17 protein-coding genes are annotated in these 18,057 nt (G+C 28.7%); 9 read left to right on the forward strand and 8 right to left on the reverse strand.

The genetic code is table 11. The annotated features are described in order from the left end of the window. Positions 1 to 20: 20 nt before the first annotated feature. The 4 genes from ACJJVK_RS16685 to ACJJVK_RS16700 are packed head-to-tail and all read right to left on the reverse strand — an operon-like array spanning position 21 to position 3,252. Complete coding sequence (locus tag ACJJVK_RS16685) at positions 21 to 686, reverse strand: hypothetical protein (RefSeq protein WP_405568133.1); 666 nt, start codon at positions 684 to 686, stop codon at positions 21 to 23. A gap of 1 nt (position 687) precedes the next feature. Then, a complete protein-coding gene (locus ACJJVK_RS16690; RefSeq protein ID WP_405568136.1) occupies positions 688 to 1,635 on the reverse strand; it encodes a phosphoribosylaminoimidazolesuccinocarboxamide synthase in 948 nt (315 codons plus the stop codon). Positions 1,636 to 1,681: 46 nt separating this feature from the next. Beyond that, on the reverse strand, positions 1,682 to 2,302 hold the full coding sequence (locus tag ACJJVK_RS16695) for a hypothetical protein (protein ID WP_405568137.1): 621 nt from the start codon (positions 2,300 to 2,302) through the stop codon (positions 1,682 to 1,684). Beyond that, positions 2,299 to 3,252 carry a PhoH family protein gene (locus ACJJVK_RS16700; RefSeq protein WP_215995165.1) on the reverse strand — a complete coding sequence of 318 codons (954 nt, stop codon included), beginning with the start codon at positions 3,250 to 3,252 and terminating at the stop codon, positions 2,299 to 2,301. Before ACJJVK_RS16700 ends, ACJJVK_RS16695 begins: the two co-directional genes overlap by 4 nt. 126 nt (positions 3,253 to 3,378) lie before the next feature. Between ACJJVK_RS16700 and ACJJVK_RS16705 the strand changes: the two genes are divergently transcribed. From ACJJVK_RS16705 to gldG, 5 genes are read left to right on the forward strand one after another with little or no spacing between them, the layout of a single operon-like run. After that, a complete protein-coding gene (locus ACJJVK_RS16705) occupies positions 3,379 to 4,239 on the forward strand; it encodes an S-adenosyl-l-methionine hydroxide adenosyltransferase family protein (RefSeq protein WP_405568140.1) in 861 nt (286 codons plus the stop codon). Positions 4,240 to 4,245: 6 nt separating this feature from the next. Beyond that, positions 4,246 to 4,542, forward strand: a complete 297-nt coding sequence (locus tag ACJJVK_RS16710; protein WP_215995167.1) for a putative quinol monooxygenase — start codon at positions 4,246 to 4,248, stop codon at positions 4,540 to 4,542. Positions 4,543 to 4,561: 19 nt separating this feature from the next. Beyond that, a complete protein-coding gene (locus tag ACJJVK_RS16715; protein ID WP_405568143.1) occupies positions 4,562 to 5,086 on the forward strand; it encodes a GNAT family N-acetyltransferase in 525 nt (174 codons plus the stop codon). Then, positions 5,087 to 5,806 carry a gliding motility-associated ABC transporter permease subunit GldF gene (gldF, locus tag ACJJVK_RS16720; protein WP_405568146.1) on the forward strand — a complete coding sequence of 240 codons (720 nt, stop codon included), beginning with the start codon at positions 5,087 to 5,089 and terminating at the stop codon, positions 5,804 to 5,806. It begins immediately after the preceding gene. After that, on the forward strand, positions 5,799 to 7,439 hold the full coding sequence (gldG, locus tag ACJJVK_RS16725; RefSeq protein WP_405568148.1) for a gliding motility-associated ABC transporter substrate-binding protein GldG: 1,641 nt from the start codon (positions 5,799 to 5,801) through the stop codon (positions 7,437 to 7,439). The genes gldF and gldG overlap by 8 nt, the downstream gene beginning before the upstream one ends. 102 nt (positions 7,440 to 7,541) lie before the next feature. On the opposite strand, the gene ACJJVK_RS16730 is transcribed toward gldG, so the two are convergent. Then, complete coding sequence (locus ACJJVK_RS16730; RefSeq protein ID WP_405568150.1) at positions 7,542 to 8,306, reverse strand: NAD(P)H-binding protein; 765 nt, start codon at positions 8,304 to 8,306, stop codon at positions 7,542 to 7,544. A 113-nt stretch (positions 8,307 to 8,419) separates the two neighbouring features. On the opposite strand from ACJJVK_RS16730, the gene ACJJVK_RS16735 reads away from it, so the two are divergent. From ACJJVK_RS16735 to arsB, 3 genes are all read left to right on the forward strand, one after another. Next, positions 8,420 to 9,268 carry a DUF2911 domain-containing protein gene (locus ACJJVK_RS16735; protein WP_405568151.1) on the forward strand — a complete coding sequence of 283 codons (849 nt, stop codon included), beginning with the start codon at positions 8,420 to 8,422 and terminating at the stop codon, positions 9,266 to 9,268. Between the two features lie 232 nt (positions 9,269 to 9,500). Then, positions 9,501 to 10,133 carry a low molecular weight phosphatase family protein gene (locus ACJJVK_RS16740; protein ID WP_405568153.1) on the forward strand — a complete coding sequence of 211 codons (633 nt, stop codon included), beginning with the start codon at positions 9,501 to 9,503 and terminating at the stop codon, positions 10,131 to 10,133. Positions 10,134 to 10,136: 3 nt separating this feature from the next. Next, on the forward strand, positions 10,137 to 11,186 hold the full coding sequence (arsB, locus tag ACJJVK_RS16745; protein WP_405568154.1) for an ACR3 family arsenite efflux transporter: 1,050 nt from the start codon (positions 10,137 to 10,139) through the stop codon (positions 11,184 to 11,186). Positions 11,187 to 11,309: 123 nt separating this feature from the next. Here arsB and ACJJVK_RS16750 read toward each other — a convergent pair whose 3' ends face one another. The 3 genes from ACJJVK_RS16750 to ACJJVK_RS16760 all read right to left on the reverse strand — a co-directional run bounded on the left by ACJJVK_RS16750 (position 11,310) and on the right by ACJJVK_RS16760 (position 16,710). Beyond that, entirely contained in the window at positions 11,310 to 12,281 is a 972-nt protein-coding gene (locus tag ACJJVK_RS16750; protein WP_405568157.1) for a Gfo/Idh/MocA family protein, read from the reverse strand. A gap of 2 nt (positions 12,282 to 12,283) precedes the next feature. After that, on the reverse strand, positions 12,284 to 13,996 hold the full coding sequence (locus ACJJVK_RS16755) for a sodium:solute symporter (RefSeq protein ID WP_405568159.1): 1,713 nt from the start codon (positions 13,994 to 13,996) through the stop codon (positions 12,284 to 12,286). Between the two features lie 227 nt (positions 13,997 to 14,223). Continuing rightward, complete coding sequence (locus ACJJVK_RS16760) at positions 14,224 to 16,710, reverse strand: PIG-L family deacetylase (RefSeq protein WP_405568161.1); 2,487 nt, start codon at positions 16,708 to 16,710, stop codon at positions 14,224 to 14,226. A gap of 221 nt (positions 16,711 to 16,931) precedes the next feature. Here ACJJVK_RS16760 and dnaN point away from each other — a divergent pair, with 221 nt between their 5' ends. After that, the gene (gene dnaN / locus ACJJVK_RS16765; protein ID WP_405568164.1) at positions 16,932 to 18,050 is read left to right on the forward strand and encodes a DNA polymerase III subunit beta; all 1,119 of its coding nucleotides are present in this window, start codon (positions 16,932 to 16,934) and stop codon (positions 18,048 to 18,050) included. The last annotated feature ends 7 nt before the right edge of the window (positions 18,051 to 18,057 follow it).

The raw sequence follows: 18,057 nt of genomic DNA on the forward strand, positions 1-18,057 counted from the left end.
TGTTTGGTTTTATTGTACTATTAAAAAAATTCATTCCATAATTCTGAATATTTTCTAGGTATTTCATTTTCTTCTATTGCTTCTCCTTTTAAGACTATATCTTTTTGTTTTGTATAAGGAATAAACTTATTTTCTTTAATTGCATAAGCTTCACCTGTTAAATCAAATATTAATCTATCATCACCAAAAAATTCAAAATTTTTACCTGTACATAAATTTGTATTTATACAAGCATTTTTAAAAAACACTTCGCCTTTAAATAGAAATAGATTCATTAAAAACATCATTCCATCAATATCACCTCGTTTTAAAATAATATAGGAAGTATAAAGTATATCATAGCTATATCTTTCTATAAATAATCTTTCTACAAGATTATCTAATTGAACAATTTTATCTGTACTCATTGAAATAATATTATCCCTTAATAAGCCATTAAAATTTTTGTAATTATTATCACTTTTAAATTTTAATTTTTCAACTAGTTCCCAAAATTCAGATTCATTAAACTCTTCTAGATTAGTTCTTAATTCTCTATCTGTAAATAATTTTTTTAACTCTTCTTTTCTATTTTTTTCTAAAAGTTCGTCTGCTTCTTTATCATCTTTTTCTGAATTACTATTAAATAAATAATACCTAACAAGATGAAAGACAATCAATACAGCAATAAACCAATAAAAATCCATTTTATTTTGTTAAAAATCCTTGTACATTTTGCTCAATTCTATCCAACACATTTTCTGTTGATGCTTTTACAAAAGTTTCTCCAGTAATTTGTTCGTACAATTCTATGTATCTGTTCGAAATTTCGATGATTTTTTCATCAGACATTTCTGGTATTTGCTGATTTTCTTTTCCTTGAAAACCATTTTCTATCAACCATTGACGAACAAATTCTTTCGATAATTGTTTTTGAGATTCGTTATTATCTTGTCTTTCTTGGTAACCATCAGCATAAAAATAACGAGAAGAATCTGGAGTATGAATTTCATCAATCAAAACAATTTTACCATCTTTTGTTTTACCAAATTCATATTTAGTATCAACTAAAATTAAACCTCTTTTTGCAGCGATTTCTGTACCTCTTTTAAATAAAGCTTTTGTATAATTTTCTAAAATGATGTAATCTTCTTCAGAAACAATACCTTTTGCTAAAATGTCTTCTCTAGAAATATCTTCATCATGTTCACCATTATCTGCCTTAGTTGATGGCGTAATTAAAGGTTCTGGAAATTTATCATTCTCTTTTAAACCTTCTGCCATTGCTACTCCACACAATTGTCTTTTACCCAATTTATATTCACGTGCAGCATGACCAGAAAGATAACCTCTAATTACCATTTCTACTTTAAAAGGTTCGCACAAATGACCAACTGCCACATTTTCATCTGGATTTGCTATTAACCAATTAGGAACAATGTCTGCTGTCTCATTCATCATTTTGGTTGCAATCTGATTTAAAATTTGCCCTTTAAAAGGTATTTGACGTGGTAAAATTACATCGAAAGCAGAAAGCCTGTCAGAAGCAATCATTACTAAAAGTTCATTATTTATATTATAAACTTCTCTTACTTTGCCTTTATAAACAGACTTTTGTTTTGGAAACTTAAAATTGGTTTCGTTTATGGTATTCATTATTTTAGTTATGTTGTTGTTGCTGCAAAAATAAGCTTTTCTTAACTTATTCTTTTTTCTTTTGTAATACTTTTATTTGCTTTAAATTATCAGTAATTGGTGTTGCTGTAATTACTTTTTCACCAGGAATAAAATAGAAAAAATAAGCAGAATTTTGACCTATTTTACGAACATCTAATCTAGTGTTATCTTTAAAAATTAAAGTGTAATTAGGTATAATTTCTTTATTGGTATATTTATGTTTCATTCCTATTCCCATACCAGTTCTCATGGAAATAAATAATAAAAAGAAAATAAACATCATACCAGGAATTATATTTTTCTTCTCTTTTAATAACTCGTACTTTTTATCCCATTTTTCTATGTTGTACATTTTTCTGTACCACTTTTTTTCTCTTAAATAAGCGTAAAAACTAAACATCCATTTTGTAAAGTACAAATACATTAACCAAAACATAAAACCTAAAAAGAGTGATATTTTCCAGTTATTGGTTAACAAGCTGATAGGAGAAATTAAAGCATCTAAAATTGTGGTATAGTTTAAATATGAAACCCCAAAAATTCCATAAAAAATGGCATCGCTTACAATGCCTAAAATAATTAGATATAAATATCCAATATAAAAGTAGTCTTGTAAGCCTAATTTCTCTTTTTCTATCTTAATCATTCAGTTTCTATGCTTTTATATGCTGTAATTATTTTCTTAACCAGTCTGTGTCTTACTACATCTTTATCATCAAGAAAAACTTGACCTATTCCCTCAATATTTTTTAACGCTAAAAGAGATTCTTTTAAACCAGAAACTTGTTTTCTTGGTAAATCTATTTGCCCTGGATCTCCAGTAATAATAAACTTAGCACTTTTACCCATTCTTGTTAAAAACATCTTCATTTGATTATGGGTTGTGTTCTGAGCTTCATCTAAAATAACAAATGCACTATCTAAAGTTCTACCTCTCATAAATGCCAAAGGTGCAATTTGAATAACTCCTTTTTCTAAATGCGATTCTAATTTTTCATGCGGAATCATATCTCGCAAAGCATCATACAAAGGCTGCATATAAGGATCAAGTTTGTCTTTTAAATCTCCAGGTAAAAAACCTAAATTTTCTCCTGACTCTACAGCAGGTCTAGTTAAAATTATTCGTCTAACATCTTTTTCTTTTAACGCTTTAACAGCCAATGCAACAGCAGTATACGTTTTACCTGTACCTGCAGGACCAACAGCAAAAAGCATATCATTTTTTTCCATTAATGATACCATTTTTCGCTGATTTTCTGTTTGTGGTTTAATTAATTTACCACTAACACCATGCACTAAAATATCTTTTGCGTTTCTTGCTGCAGTTGTTTTTTCTTCGTTTCCTGTAGATGTTAAAATACGCTCAATGCTATTTTCATCCAACTTGTTGTAGCGATTAAAATATTTAATTAAACGTTCTAATCGTGTTTCAAATTCATCTAAAATATCTGCTTCTCCATAAATTTTAAGTTTAGATCCGCGAGCAACAATTTTAATTTTCGGGAAGTATCTTTTTAATTGCTCTATTGTACTATTCTGTGTACCAAAGAAATCTTTTGGGTTAATTTCCGTTAACTCTATAATGCGTTCGTTCAAATGATTATATTTTATAGTTTGTTACAATTTTATTTCAACTAAAAGTAGTAATTAAAACTACTAAAATGATTAGATTTGCTTAAAATAGTTAACAACTTTTACACAATTAATTAACAGTAGATAGCAATGTCTTTAATTACTTTAACAACAGATTTTGGAACTAAAGATCACTTTGTAGGTGCTGTAAAAGGGGCTATTTACTCAGAATTAGCAGATGCTAGAATTGTAGATATTACACATGAAATATCTCCATTTAACATTACAGAAACTGCGTATATTTTAAAAAATTCTTACAAAAGCTTTCCTAAAGGCACTATACATATTATTGGTGTAGATTCTGAGTTGAGTAAAGATAATAAGCATATTGCAATGTCTTTAGACGATCATTTTTTTGTGTGTCCTGATAATGGGTTAATCTCAATGATTGCATCAGAAATTAATCCTACAAAAATTGTAGAAATTAATATTCACGATAGAATTGAAAGTAGTTTTCCTGTTTTAGATGTGTTTGTAAAAGTTGCTTGTTTTATTGCCAGAGGTGGTAATTTAACGGTTATTGGTAGAGAAATTCACGATTTTAAAAAGTTAGTTGAAATTCAGCCAAAAGTAAATCAAGCAAAAAATCAAATTATTGGTGGAGTTTTATATATTGATAATTATGGAAATTTAATAACCAACATCAGTAAAAAAATGTTTAGCGATATTGGTAAAGGACGAGATTTTAAAATTAATGCATCTCGTTATTCATTTACCAAAATCTATAATAAATATAACGAAATTACTGGCGATAATTCTAAAGACTCAAGACAGTTTGATGGCAATAAACTTGCCCTTTTTAACTCTGCAGATTTTCTAGAAATTGCCATTTATAGAAGTAATTTAAAAACAGTTGGTGGTGCTTCTACTCTATTAGGTTTAGAATATAGAGATCCAATTATTATTGATTTTTTCACAGAATCTAAACCAGAATACTCGTCTTTATCTTAATTATTTATGTTTGTTAGAATTGTAAAAATGAGTTTACACTCTAAATATATTGCTGAATTTCAGGAAATGTTTGATGAAAAAAAAGCTACAATAAGAAATTCTGATGGATGTAAGTTGCTAGAACTATATCAAGATAAAAACAATCCTGAAATATTTTTTACATACTCTTATTGGGAAAATGAAAGTGATTTAGAAAATTATAGAAATTCTGATTTTTTTAAAGCCACTTGGAAACAAACTAAAGGTTATTTTAATGCCAAACCTGAAGCTTGGAGTGTAGATAAAAGAGTTAGTATTCATTAAGCAGAAAGCAAATTTAAAAATGAATTTCGTCTTTAAGAATTTTCCTGAATTTAAAACCAAAAGATTGCTTTTAAGAGAAGCTAATTTTAAGGATATAAATTCTGTTTTTGAATTACGTTCTTCTAAAGAAATTAATAAATTTGTTGGTACAAAAAGAGTACAAAATCTAGAAGAAGCTAAAGATTTTATTGAAGTTTGTAAAAGTTTATATCAAAAAGAAAAAAGAATATTTTGGTTAATAGAATATCAAAATCAAGTGATTGGTAGTGTTGTTTTACATCAAATTGATATCGATAAAAATTATGCAGAAATTGGGTATAAATTAAAACCTGAATTTCATAAAAAAGGAATAATGACAGAAGCAATGCAATCAGTTTTAACTTTTGGAAAATCTAAAATGAAATTAAAAACCATAGAAGCTTTTACGCATAAAAATAATTTAGCTTCAATTGCGTTGTTAGAGAAATTAGATTTTGTTTTTCAGCCTAACAGAAAATGTAAAACTTATGATTTTAATAGAATCTATAAATTAGAAATAAAATAAATGTATCCTATTCTAAAAAAAGAATTCAACTCATTTTTTGCAAGCCCAATTGCCTATTTGGTTATAGGAGTTTTCTTGCTGATTAATGGTTTGTTTCTATTTATATTTAACGACGATTTTAACATCTTAAATGCTGGTTTTGCAGATGTAACTCCGTTTTTTTATTTAGCACCTTGGGTGTTTTTATTTCTGATTCCAGCAATAACAATGAAAAGTTTTGCTGATGAATTTAACACAGGTACTATAGAACTTTTGAAAACAAAACCCATTTCTGATTGGCAAATTGTTCTAGGCAAATTTTGGGCTTCTCTACTACTAGTTTGCATTGCTATTGTTCCTACTTTTATATATGTGTATACTGTTTTTCAATTAGGAAATCCAACTGGAAATATAGATTTTGGCAGCACAATTGGCTCTTATATAGGTTTATTATTTTTGGCTGCAACTTACACTTCTGTGGGTTTATTCACATCAACTTTATCTAAAAATCAGATTGTTGCGTTTATTTTAGGTGTTTTTATTACGTTTTTTTTGTTCTACGGATTTGACGCAATTGCAACTTCTTTTAGAGACAGCAGTTTAACCATTCAACAATTAGGGATTAACGAACATTTTAAAAGTATTTCTAGAGGTGTAATTGATACCAGAGATATTATTTACTTTTTAAGTGTTACGTTTTTCTTTTTATTCATCACTAAAACACGTTTAGACAATGAATAAAAAAATCAAAAATATAAGTTTATTAATCGTTGGTTTAATTGTTTTAAACATTGCTAATCAATCATTTTACAAACGTTTCGATTTAACTGCAGATAAACGTTATACATTATCAGAAACTACGAATTCTATTTTGTCAAAAGTTAAAAAACCACTTTTTATAACGGTTTATTTAGAAGGCGATTTTCCATCAGAATTTAAAAGATTACAAGTTGAAACTCGTCAATATTTAGAAGAATTATCAGCTAAAAATTCTCAAATAAAAATCCATTTCGAAAACCCTGATGATCAAAGAGAAGATTTGATTAAAAAAGGAATGATGCCTAGCCAATTAACAGTAGAAGAAGATGGTAAATTATCTGAAGCCATTATTTTTCCTTGGGCAGAAATCATTTTTGAAGAAAAATCAGAAATTGTTTCTTTATTACCAACAGGAATTGTTGCTAGCCAAGAAGAACAATTGCAAAAAGCAATAGAAAATTTAGAATACAGTTTTTCTAATGCCATAAATAGTATCAATCAAAAAAAGCAAAAAAGTGTTGCTGTACTTACAGGAAATGGCGAGTTGCAAGACATTTATCAATATAGTTTTTTAAGTGAAGTTGCTAAGAAATACAAATTGGCAAAATTTACTTTAGATTCTGTTGCTACAAATCCGCAGCAAACTTTACAAGATTTAAGCTCATTAGATTTGGCTATTATTGCAAAACCAACTCAAAAATTCACAGAAAAAGAAAAGTTAGTTTTAGATCAGTACATTACAAATGGAGGTAAAACTTTGTGGATGTTAGACAATGTACAAGCAGATCAAGACAGTTTATTTAATGGTGGCAGAATGTTGGCTTACCCAAGAGATTTAAACTTAACAGATTTGCTGTTTTCTTACGGAATTAGAATAAACACAAGCTTAATTAAAGATTTATATGCTGCTCAAATTCCTTTAGCAACTGGTAATGTTGGCAACCAACCTCAATTCCAAAATTTTGATTGGTTTTATCATCCTTTAGTTGGCGGAAATCCGAATCATTCTATTACAAAAAATGTTACTCCTGTTCGTTTACAATTTGCAAATCAGATAGATACCTTAAAGAATAAAATTAAAAAAACGCCTTTATTGATGAGTTCTCCTTTAACTCAAAAAGTAGGAACACCTGTAATTATCGAATTACAATCTATTGCTGATGAACCACAGGAAAAAGATTATATTTCTGGAAATCAATTATTTGGTGTTTTGTTAGAAGGTAATTTTAAATCGGCATATAAAAACAGAGTAAAACCTTTTGAAACCAAACTTTTTAAAGACAATGCAACTAACAATAAAATGATTGTTATTGCTGATGGTGATGTTGGAAAAAATCAACTTTTAAAAGGGCAACCAACAGATTTATCTACAGACAAATGGACAAATCAACAATTTGGAAACAAAGATTTTTTAATTAATGCTGTAGATTATTTATTAGATGATTCAGGCTTAATCGACTTAAGAAATAAAAGTTTACAAATTAGAATGTTAGATAAACAAAAGGCATTTAAAGAACGTACTTTTTGGCAGTTTTTAAATGTTGTTTTTCCTTTGATTGTATTGTTTGTATTTGGGTTTATATTTAATTATTTACGAAAAAGGAAGTATAGTTAGCTGTTAGCAAAAATGAAAAATTACTCGAACTTAAAAACTTTGAAACTTTGAAACTTTGAAACTTTGAAACTTTGAAACTTTGAAACTTTGAAACTTTGAAACTTAAAATGAAAGTAAATCATCGTGAATAAACTCATAATTTAAAACTTTTTGAATTTTATCCGAAGAAATTATTTTCCATTCATAAACATCATTAAATTCAAATTCTGGTAATTCAAAACCAGCACTTAGTTTTGCTAAAGTGTAAAATTCTCTTCTTGTTGGGTGATGGTTAGAACAAGCATTAAAAGTCTCATTCCAAGAGTTTTGATTAATAATTTCGTGAATGATTTCGATACAATCTTCTCTATGAATCATATTTACAAAACCTTTTGGCTGCGGAATTTTTCTACCATTTTTAAACCAATTAAATGGTTGTCTGTTACCACCAAACAAACCAGCAAAACGAATAATGGTCGTTTCAAAAAAAGTATTTTCTCTAAATAAATTTTCTATTTCTACTAAAGGATGATTTTTAAGCACTTCGTCTTCTTCAGTCATCACTTTATTAATTCGTCCATACACAGAAGTAGAACTTATAAAAATTACTTTTTGAATTGATGATTCTTGTATTTGAGCAATTAAGTTTTCAAAACCATCTATATCTTTAGACGTAATTGCAATAATTAAAATATCTGAATCTAAAAAAGCATCAAATTCTTCATTCTCAGAAATATCAACCAAATAAGTATCAATATCTAAACTCTCTAAAACATCTATTTTTTCTTCGGATGTAGTTGAACCTTTAACAGAAAAACCATCCTCTAAAAAAGAAACAGCCAAAGGTTTACCCAACCAACCACAACCTAAAATGCTAATATTTTTCATTTAATTATATCATTAATTATACAAATATACAATCCCTTTTTAAGGTTTTGTTAACATTAGTCACTTTTTGAAATTGTAATTTTGAAAGTTGTTAAAAACTAAATCACTTATTTATGAAAAAAATTATATTATCATTATTTGTAGTTACAATGGCATTTTCTGTAAATGCACAAATTAAAACTCCAGCACCAAGTCCGTTTCAAAAAATTGAACAAATTGTAGGTTTAACAGATGTAACTGTTGCATATTCTAGACCAGGTGTAAAAGGAAGAAAAATATTTGGAGCTTTAGAAGATTATGGAAAAGTATGGAGAACTGGTGCTAATGAAAACACTAAAGTAACCTTTAGTACAGATGTAACTGTTTCTGGTACAAAAGTAAAAAAAGGTACTTATGCTTTATACACAATTCCAGGAGAAAAAACTTGGGATATTATGTTATATTCTGATGCTACAAACTGGGGAAATCCTAGAAAATGGGATGATTCTAAAGTTGTTGTAAAAGTGAATGTACCAGTTATTGAAATACCTATGATAATTGAAACGTTAACCATTTCTTTTGATGATTTAACTAATAATTCTGCAGTTTTAGGCATTATGTGGGAAAACACTTATGTAGGTTTACAATTTGAAACTCCTACAGATGCTATGGTTTCTGCTGGTATAGAAAAAATTATGCAAGGCCCTTCTGCTGATGATTATTATGCAGCTGCTGCTTATAATTTAAGTGCAGATAAAGATATTGAGAAAGCAAAAACTTGGATTGACAAAGCTGTAGAAATGACTGCTGATGCTCCTAAATTTTGGTTTTTACGTAGACAAGCTTTAATTTATGCTAAAGCAGGAGATAAACAAGGTGCTATTAAAGCTGCAAAAGAATCTTTAAAATATGCAGAAAAAGCAAATAACGCAGGTTATATTAAAATGAATACAGCTTCATTAAAAGAATGGGGAGCAATGTAAAATGCTTTTTATTTTATAAAAAATAAAAAAAACTCAAGCAAAGGCTTGAGTTTTTTTATGGGGTAATTTTAATGTTATTTAAATGTCAATAAATTAAAAATGTTTTTTTCAATTTAAATATTAATCGTAATATTGCAATATAATAATTAATTAAACTTATTTTAAGTTGATTATATCAAAAAAAAATTAACCACATTAATCGTAAAATCACAATTAATAAAATATAATACCAATGACAGCTACAGAAACAACAGTATTTAAAGACATTGAAAAAGTTATTTTAGAATTAGACCCTCAATCTATATCAGAAGAGCGAAAAGAGGTTTTACAACCTTTAACTGACTACATCCAAGAAAAAGTGAGCAAAAAAGCCGCAATTAGAATCAATTTTATTTGTACTCACAATTCTAGAAGAAGTCATTTATCACAAATATGGGCACAAACTTTAGCCACTTATTTTAATATTGAAAATGTAACTTGTTATTCTGGTGGTACAGAAGCTACAGCATTATTTCCTGTTGTTGCAGAAACTTTATCAAATTCAGGATTTCAAATTAAAACAATTTCTGAAGGTAAAAACCCTGTTTATAGTATTAAATACTCTGAAAATGAGCACCCAATTATAGGGTTTTCTAAAAAGTTAACAGATGATTTTAATCCGAAGTCAGAATTTGCAGCAATTATGACTTGTTCTCAAGCAGATGGAGGTTGCCCATTTATTGCTGGTGCAGAAAAAAGAATTCCTATTACTTTTGATGATCCAAAAGCATTTGATAACACACCTCAACAAGCAGAAAAATACAACGAAAGAAGCATACAAATTGCTACTGAAATGTTTTACATTTTTTCACAAATAAAAGCGTAACAAATGGCAAATAAAAAATTAAGCTTTTTGGATAGAAACCTAACTTTATGGATTTTTGTTGCAATGGCTTTAGGCGTAAGTTTAGGGTACTTTATTCCAACTTTTCCAGATTTTATAAACTCATTTAGCAAAGGTTCTACAAACATACCTATTGCCATTGGTTTAATTTTAATGATGTATCCTCCTTTAGCAAAAGTTAATTATGCATTGTTACCAAAAGTGTTTAAAAACACCAAAATCTTATCTATCTCATTAATTTTAAATTGGATTATTGGTCCTGTTTTAATGTTTGTTTTGGCAATTATTTTCTTGAGCAATTATCCAGAATATATGGTAGGTTTAATTTTAATAGGCTTAGCACGTTGTATAGCAATGGTTTTAGTTTGGAACGATTTGGCTGAAGGTAGTAGCGAATATGGTGCAGGTTTAGTCGCTTTAAATAGTATTTTTCAAGTATTTGCTTACAGTTTTTACGCTTGGTTATTTATTACTATTTTGCCTCCATATTTTGGTTTTGAAGGTGCAATTGTAGATATTTCAATAGCTACTATTGCAGAAAGTGTTGCCATTTATTTAGGTATTCCATTTTTCTTAGGTATTGTAAGTAGAGTTGTTTTAGTAAAATTAAAAGGTGAAGAATGGTATACTAATAAATTTATTCCAACAATTTCTCCTTTAACTTTAATTGCACTTTTATTTACAATTGTAGTTATGTTTTCTTTAAAAGGAGAATTAATTGTACAGATACCTATGGATGTTTTAATTATTGCTGTTCCATTATTGATATATTTTACATTGATGTTTATCATTGGGTTTTTCTTTACAAAGGCAACTGGCGCAGATTATGACAAAACTACTGCAGTTGCATTTACAGCAGCAGGTAATAATTTTGAACTAGCAATTGCGGTTGCTATTGCCGTTTTTGGATTAAATTCAGGGCAAGCATTTACTGGTGTAATTGGCCCTTTAGTAGAAGTACCTGCGTTAATTTTATTGGTAAAAGTTTCTTTTTGGTTGCGAAAAAAATATTTTACAAAAGCAAAAACAGCTTAATATAAATTCTTTTTTAAAAACGTGAAACGGTTTGATTGTATAATCAAACCGTTTTTTTATCTCTTTTTAAGTTGATAAAAAATATCAACCTAAATACTATTTATTAGAAATAAGATAATCTCGTTAATATACTAAGCCAATAATAGTTCTAACTTTATCTAAAGTTGATATTAAGGTTTTAGAGAATTCAAAAGTCATCATATTACTTTCGGTTTTAGCATCTCTTAACAATTGATTAAAGTGTTCGATTTCAAAATCGAAACCTCCTGCTTTAGTTGGGAATTCAATTGTGTTTACTGTATCATTTTCGGTAATTGTAACAGATGTTTGTTCAAAAAAACGAGTGTTTAATTTTACAGTTCCTTTATCAAAAATAATAGTAGCTTCTGTAGGTGTTTTTTCTTTTATGGTACTTTTTAAATTGGCTTTTACATCATTATAATTAAACACCATATTGCATTCTTCATCTGCTCCAGTATCTATAAAAGTAGCATTTGCTTCTATAGAATTTGGAATTCCTAAAGTTGATAAAGCTAAAAAAATAGGATAAATACCAATGTCTAAAAGAGAACCAGCTCCTAATGCTTTGTTCATTAATCTACTATCAGCATTATAAACAGGTTTAAAACCAAAATCTGCTTCTAAATGTGTAATGTTTCCTAATTTCTTGCTTTCCACAAGTTCTAGAACATACTGAAAACTTGGTAAAAAACGTGTCCATAAAGCTTCCATTAATAATACATTATTTTCTTTGGCAACTGCAATCATTTCTTTTACTTCTTGTAAATTCATTGCCAAAGGTTTTTCGCATAAAACTGGTTTTTTATGGTTTAAACACATTATTGCATGCATTGCATGAAAAGGGTGTGGAGTGGCTATATAAATTGCATCTACTTGACTGTCTTTTGCCAAATCTTCGTAAGAATTATAAGCTTTATCTGCATTATGCTTTAAAGCAAAAGCATCTGATTTATCTTGACTTCTAGAAGCTACAGCATACAATTCTGCATTTTCTACAACAGTTAAATCAGCAGCAAATTTGTTAGCAATTTTACCAAGACCAATTATCCCCCATTTAATAGTTTTCTTTTCCATTTTTAAACTTCACTTAATTTTAAATTTGTTTTTTTTGGTAGAATTGTCTGAATAATAATTGCAATTGACATTACCAAAACACAGCCTAATAAATTGAGCCATAAATAAGGCAACCAATCTAAAATATAGACCCCTATAATTATGGTTTGTGTGATTAAAGCTGCTATAAAAACAGCATTTCCTTTTACAAACTTTATAAAAAATGCGAGTAAGAAAATTCCTAAAACGTTACCATAAAATATAGATCCAATAATATTAACTAACTGAATTAAATTATCAAATAAATTGGCTATACAAGCCACAGAAATGGCTATAATTCCCCAAGCTAACGTAAACCACTTAGAAGCTTTTACAAAATGTTCTTCGCTTTTATTTCCTTTTACATTTCGTTTGTATAAATCCATTGCAGTTGTGCTAGCAAGCGCATTTAATTCTGATGCTGTAGAAGACATTGCTGCCGATAAAATCACAGCCAATAAAAGTCCAATTAATCCTCTTGGTAAATTGTTTAAAATAAAATGAATAAACACATAATCTTTATCATTCGATTCTATTTTATCTAAGGTATTTTCTTCATCAATTTTATCAATAATTGCTTTCGATTTTTCTTTTAATGCTAAATCAGCCTTGTTTAATTCCTGAATTTTTTCTTTTTCACTCACCTGAAAACCATCAGCAAAAATTGCTTTCTTGGTATTTTCAATATCAATATGTTTGGCTTCTAAATCTTTATATTCTTGTGCATATTTTGTTTTTACAACCTCTTCATTTGCTGTAGGATTAAAATTTAAAGGAGCAGGATTAAATTGATAAAAAACAAAAACCATCACCCCAATTAACAAAATAAAAAACTGCATTGGCACTTTTAATAAACCATTAAAAATTAAACCCAGTTGACTTTCACGTACCGATTTTCCAGACAAATAACGTTGTACTTGACTTTGGTCTGTACCAAAATAAGATAGCATTAAAAATGTTCCTCCCAAAATACCTGTCCAAACTGTGTATCTATTGCTTAAATCAAAAGAAAAATCTAGCACTTCCATTTTATTGCTTGCACCAGCAATTTCTAAAGCATTTGTAAAAGTGATGTTCTCTGGCAATTGACTCATAATCATAAAAAATGCTATTAGCATTCCTATAAAAATGATTATCATTTGTTGTTTTTGTGTAACATTTACTGCTTTTGTTCCTCCAGAAACTGTATAAATAATTACTAAAAAACCGATGATAATATTAAGTGTTAACAAATCCCAACCTAAAACTGCACTTAAAATTATAGCAGGTGCAAAAATGGTAATTCCGGCTGCCAAACCTCTTTGTACTAAAAATAAAATTGCTGCTAAACTTCGTGTTTTTAAATCGAATCTACCTTCTAAAAATTCGTAAGCTGTATAAACTTTTAATTTATGATAAATAGGGATAAAAACAACGCAAATAATAACCATTGCAATAGGCAAACCAAAATAAAATTGCACAAAGCCCATACCACTATGAAAAGCTTGACCTGGTGTAGATAAAAACGTAATAGCACTAGCTTGTGTAGCCATAACAGACAAACCAATGGTCCACCATTTTGTATCATTACCACCTTTTATATAATCAGTTACATTTGCATTTTTACTTGTAACATAAGTTCCGTAAGCAACAATAAAAATTAAAGTTACAGACAAAATAACCCAATCTACAATATGTAATTTACTAGCTATTTCCATAAGTTAAACCGTAAAATAATTTGTGATAAAATAAAACGCAATCAAATAAATAACATTAGCTACCAAAACCAAGGTATATTCTTTTTTCCAGGTGTATTTTTTATTCATTTCATGTTTTTTTGTAGCTATTTCCTGCTTTCAACACTCGCTTTTTTAGTTCAGAAAAAAGAACTAAAAAGAGCTCAAACAAATGTTTCTATCAGGGCTAAACTAGTTTGTGAACTTTATTACTTTTTGCCTACAGAAAGCATATTTGCAAACAATTTATAAGCACCAGAAACACCTGCAGGTAATTCTCTAAAAAAGCTTATACCTGTATAAATATAATTTCCTTTACCATATTTTGCAATTAGCAAACTACCTTCTTTTGCAGTTTCTCCTTTGTCGTTCATAGATAAAATAGGCGTATATTCTTCGCTCCAAGAATTAGGAAAATATAAACCTCTTTCTTGCACCCATCCTTTAAAATCGTCTTGAGTAATTTTATTTGGGTAGTTTAAAATAGGGTGTTTTTCATCTAAAATTCTAACCTCAGCAAATTCATCTGTAACTCTATCTCTAGATAAGCTTAAAGAATAAGGAGCACCAACATTTACACCTCTATTAGTGTTGTACTGTACAATTAAATTACCACCTTTTTCCACATAATCTAACAAGAATTTTTGTTTAAATTTTAATTCTTTAACCACGTTATAAGCTCTAATTCCTAAAACAATAGCATCGTATTTATGCAAATTTTCTTCATTAATTTCTGCTGGATTAATTTCATCAACTGTATAACCAATCTGACGTAAATTTTCTGGCACAACATCTCCTGCACCTTTAATATAACCAATATTATCGCCTACTTTTTTAATATTTAAACGAACAACTTTGGCTTCTGAATTTAATAAAACAGATTGCTTTGGTATATGGTTGTAATTAATTTCTACCAATTCTTTGGTAAACTCTTTTCCATTAGCTGTGGCTTTTACTTTAATTTTACCAACAGATTCATTTTTTGGCGGAAAAACAGCAAAATCAAAAGTTTCTTGATCGTTTTTCTTTTCGATATTAAAGATATGTTGTTTTGGCGATATTTGCCATCCTTCAGGTAATTCTAAAGCCAATTTACCAGAAATAAAATTTGCGCCAGCTTTTACTGTTACACTAACTTGCTTGTGATTTTCATCATCAAAAATTAAAACCTTGTCTTTTAATTTGGTAGTTACTAATGGTAAAATTTCGAAAGGTTGATAAATTTCTCCTTTATCTCTTTCAGAAAATCGTCTTACTACATTTTTGGTAAACGTAATTGGTATGCCATCTATAATTAAATTAAAATCAATCTGTACAGGTCTTTTGGTTTCTGGATTACCAATTAAAACTTGCTCATCTACATTGTACATGCCTAAAGAAGCTTCCTGTTTTAACCAATATGGATCTGAATATGCTAAATCTTTAAGATTAATTATTTCTCTAAAGTTAAACTTTTTATTGTTGCCTATTGGCAATTGTTTTGCGTATGTTTTATCATCTATTGTAGAAGTTATTGAAGACAAAATCATAAAAGATTCACTTCTATTTAATATTTCCATATCTACATTAATCTTAGAATTTGGTGTAGCATAAGAACTTTCTGCAGAAGCTTCTAAATATAAACCTGTACTTGCCTGAATAATTTCTTTAATTTGCTTTTCTTTAATCGTTTTCCAATGATTATCTTCTAACTGAATAATTAATGTGTAAGCTTCTAATAATTTTACAATATGTTTTTCTGGATGTACAAAATCGAAATTCTTTTCAATATCATATAAAATATCGCCAATTTCTCCTCCACCTTTTACACGATTCCAAGTAGTGTTAATACCAGAAAAAATATCGTTTTTATCTTTTAAAGGTTCTCCTTTTAAAAACTCAGCATATTCTGTTTGCTCTCCTCTAGTGGTTAATCTACCAAAACCTTGGCACAAATGCTGACTACTTGCAATTGATGCTAACTCATTATTAGACAATCCTTTTAAAGGATAATAAACACCAATATCGAATTTTGTATAGTCTTTAGCTATTTCTTCAAACTTAGCTTTATCTCTATAAAACCATGAGGAAGTATTATGAAATAAACGTTTTGGCTGCCAACTTTGCGTGTATTTCAGTTGGTCTTTAAAAGCTAAACTATCACCAGCAATATCAAAAGCCTCTACACTTAACATTGCAGAACTTGTATGATGTCCGTGAGTTGTACCTGGAGTTCTATGATCGAATCTATTGATAATTACATCTGGTTTAAAAGTTCTAATTGCCCATACAACATCACTTAAAACCTCTTCTTTATTCCAAATTTCTAAAGTTTCATCTGGATGTTTTGAATAACCAAAATCGTTAGCTCTCGAAAAAAGTTGCTCTCCACCATCTACATTTCTAGCCGCCAATAATTCTTGTGTTCTAATTACACCTAACAATTCTCTAATTTCTGGACCAATTAAATTCTGACCACCATCTCCTCTTGTTAAAGACAAATAGCCAGTTCTTGCTTTAACTTTATTTGCTAAATAGGCAATTAACCTGGTATTTTCATCATCAGGATGTGCAGCAATATAAAGTGCTGTTCCTAAAAAATTCAATTTTTGAATTTTCTCGTAAATCTGATTTGAGTTTAATTTTTGAGGTTTTTGTGCAAAAACCGATATTGATATCAGTAAAACAACTGAAATTGATAGTATTTTTTTCTTCATTTTTCTTTGTTAACAACGAACAAATGTAGTTTTTTAATCAGTAATAATGGGGACTCTTAACATAATTATAACGTTTTAAAATCCGAAGAAAAAGTAAAAAATTGCCTTAAATTTACATTTAGAATATTCATCAACAAATTGCTCATAACCTGTTAATAAATTAATTTTTAAAACAACATATTAAGGTTATATTTGTAAGAATAATTAAGAAAATAAAATCAATGAAATTTATTGTATCAAGTTCGCAACTACTAAAGCAATTACAAGTTTTGGGCGGCGTTATAAATAGCAACAACACTTTACCTATTTTAGATAACTTTTTATTTGAACTATCTGAAAACGAATTAAAAGTTTCTGCATCAGATTTAGAAACCACTATGAGTTCTGTGGTAGAAGTTGAAAGCGAAAGTACTGGTTCTATTGCTGTTTCTGCACGTTTGTTGTTAGATACTTTAAAAACTTTTCCTAATCAGCCTTTAACTTTTAAAACTGAAGGTGATAATACTATAGAAATTAGTTCTGATCAAGGAAAATACGATATGGCTTATTTTGGTGGTGATGAATTTCCAAAAGCGGTTTCTTTACCTAGCCCAAGTGTTACTGTTGTACCTGCAAGTATTTTAGGAACTGCAATTTCTAAAACTATTTTTGCTGCTGGTAATGACGATTTAAGACCAGTAATGAGTGGTGTATTTTTTCAATTTAGCTCACAAAGTTTAACTTTTGTTGCTACTGATGCTCATAAATTGGTAAAATATTCTAGAACTGATGTTACTGCAGATCAAACAGCAGAATTTATAATGCCAAAGAAACCTTTAAATTTATTAAAAGGTATTTTAGGTGGTTCTGAAAGTGATGTTACTATTGAATATAATGATGCAAATGCAAAATTTACGTTTGATAATGTAGTTTTAGTTTGTAGATTAATTGATGGTAAATACCCAAATTATGAAGCTGTAATTCCTAAGGAAAATCCGAATAAATTAACTGTTGATAGAGCTTCTTTTTTAAACTCTGTAAGACGTGTTTCTATTTTCTCTAGTAAAACTACTCACCAAATTCGTTTAAAAATGGCAGGAACTGAACTAAACATTTCTGCAGAAGATTTAGATTTTTCTAATAAAGCTGACGAACGTTTGAGTTGCGATTATCAAGGTGATGATATGCAAATTGGTTTTAATTCTCGTTTTTTAAGTGAAATGTTAAACAACTTAAGTTCTAGCGAAGTTTTAATTGAAATGTCTTTACCAAACAGAGCAGGAATTTTAACTCCTATTGATGGTACTGATGAAGGTGAGCAAGTAACAATGTTAGTAATGCCTGTGATGTTGAATAACTAATTAGAGA

It is taken from the genome of Polaribacter sp. Asnod6-C07 (assembly GCF_045063625.1).
Taxonomy (GTDB): Bacteria; Bacteroidota; Bacteroidia; order Flavobacteriales; family Flavobacteriaceae; genus Polaribacter; species Polaribacter vadi_A.

Coding starts and splice junctions, on each gene's coding strand:
- ACJJVK_RS16685 (WP_405568133.1), bottom strand. CDS start 686: ATGGATTTTTATTGGTTTATTGCTGTATTGATTGTCTTTCATCTTGTT.
- ACJJVK_RS16690 (WP_405568136.1), bottom strand. CDS start 1,635: ATGAATACCATAAACGAAACCAATTTTAAGTTTCCAAAACAAAAGTCT.
- ACJJVK_RS16695 (WP_405568137.1), bottom strand. CDS start 2,302: ATGATTAAGATAGAAAAAGAGAAATTAGGCTTACAAGACTACTTTTAT.
- ACJJVK_RS16705 (WP_405568140.1), top strand. CDS start 3,379: ATGTCTTTAATTACTTTAACAACAGATTTTGGAACTAAAGATCACTTT.
- ACJJVK_RS16710 (WP_215995167.1), top strand. CDS start 4,246: ATGTTTGTTAGAATTGTAAAAATGAGTTTACACTCTAAATATATTGCT.
- ACJJVK_RS16715 (WP_405568143.1), top strand. CDS start 4,562: ATGAATTTCGTCTTTAAGAATTTTCCTGAATTTAAAACCAAAAGATTG.
- gldF (WP_405568146.1), top strand. CDS start 5,087: ATGTATCCTATTCTAAAAAAAGAATTCAACTCATTTTTTGCAAGCCCA.
- gldG (WP_405568148.1), top strand. CDS start 5,799: ATGAATAAAAAAATCAAAAATATAAGTTTATTAATCGTTGGTTTAATT.
- ACJJVK_RS16730 (WP_405568150.1), bottom strand. CDS start 8,306: ATGAAAAATATTAGCATTTTAGGTTGTGGTTGGTTGGGTAAACCTTTG.
- ACJJVK_RS16735 (WP_405568151.1), top strand. CDS start 8,420: ATGAAAAAAATTATATTATCATTATTTGTAGTTACAATGGCATTTTCT.
- ACJJVK_RS16740 (WP_405568153.1), top strand. CDS start 9,501: ATGACAGCTACAGAAACAACAGTATTTAAAGACATTGAAAAAGTTATT.
- arsB (WP_405568154.1), top strand. CDS start 10,137: ATGGCAAATAAAAAATTAAGCTTTTTGGATAGAAACCTAACTTTATGG.
- ACJJVK_RS16750 (WP_405568157.1), bottom strand. CDS start 12,281: ATGGAAAAGAAAACTATTAAATGGGGGATAATTGGTCTTGGTAAAATT.
- ACJJVK_RS16755 (WP_405568159.1), bottom strand. CDS start 13,996: ATGGAAATAGCTAGTAAATTACATATTGTAGATTGGGTTATTTTGTCT.
- ACJJVK_RS16760 (WP_405568161.1), bottom strand. CDS start 16,710: ATGAAGAAAAAAATACTATCAATTTCAGTTGTTTTACTGATATCAATA.
- dnaN (WP_405568164.1), top strand. CDS start 16,932: ATGAAATTTATTGTATCAAGTTCGCAACTACTAAAGCAATTACAAGTT.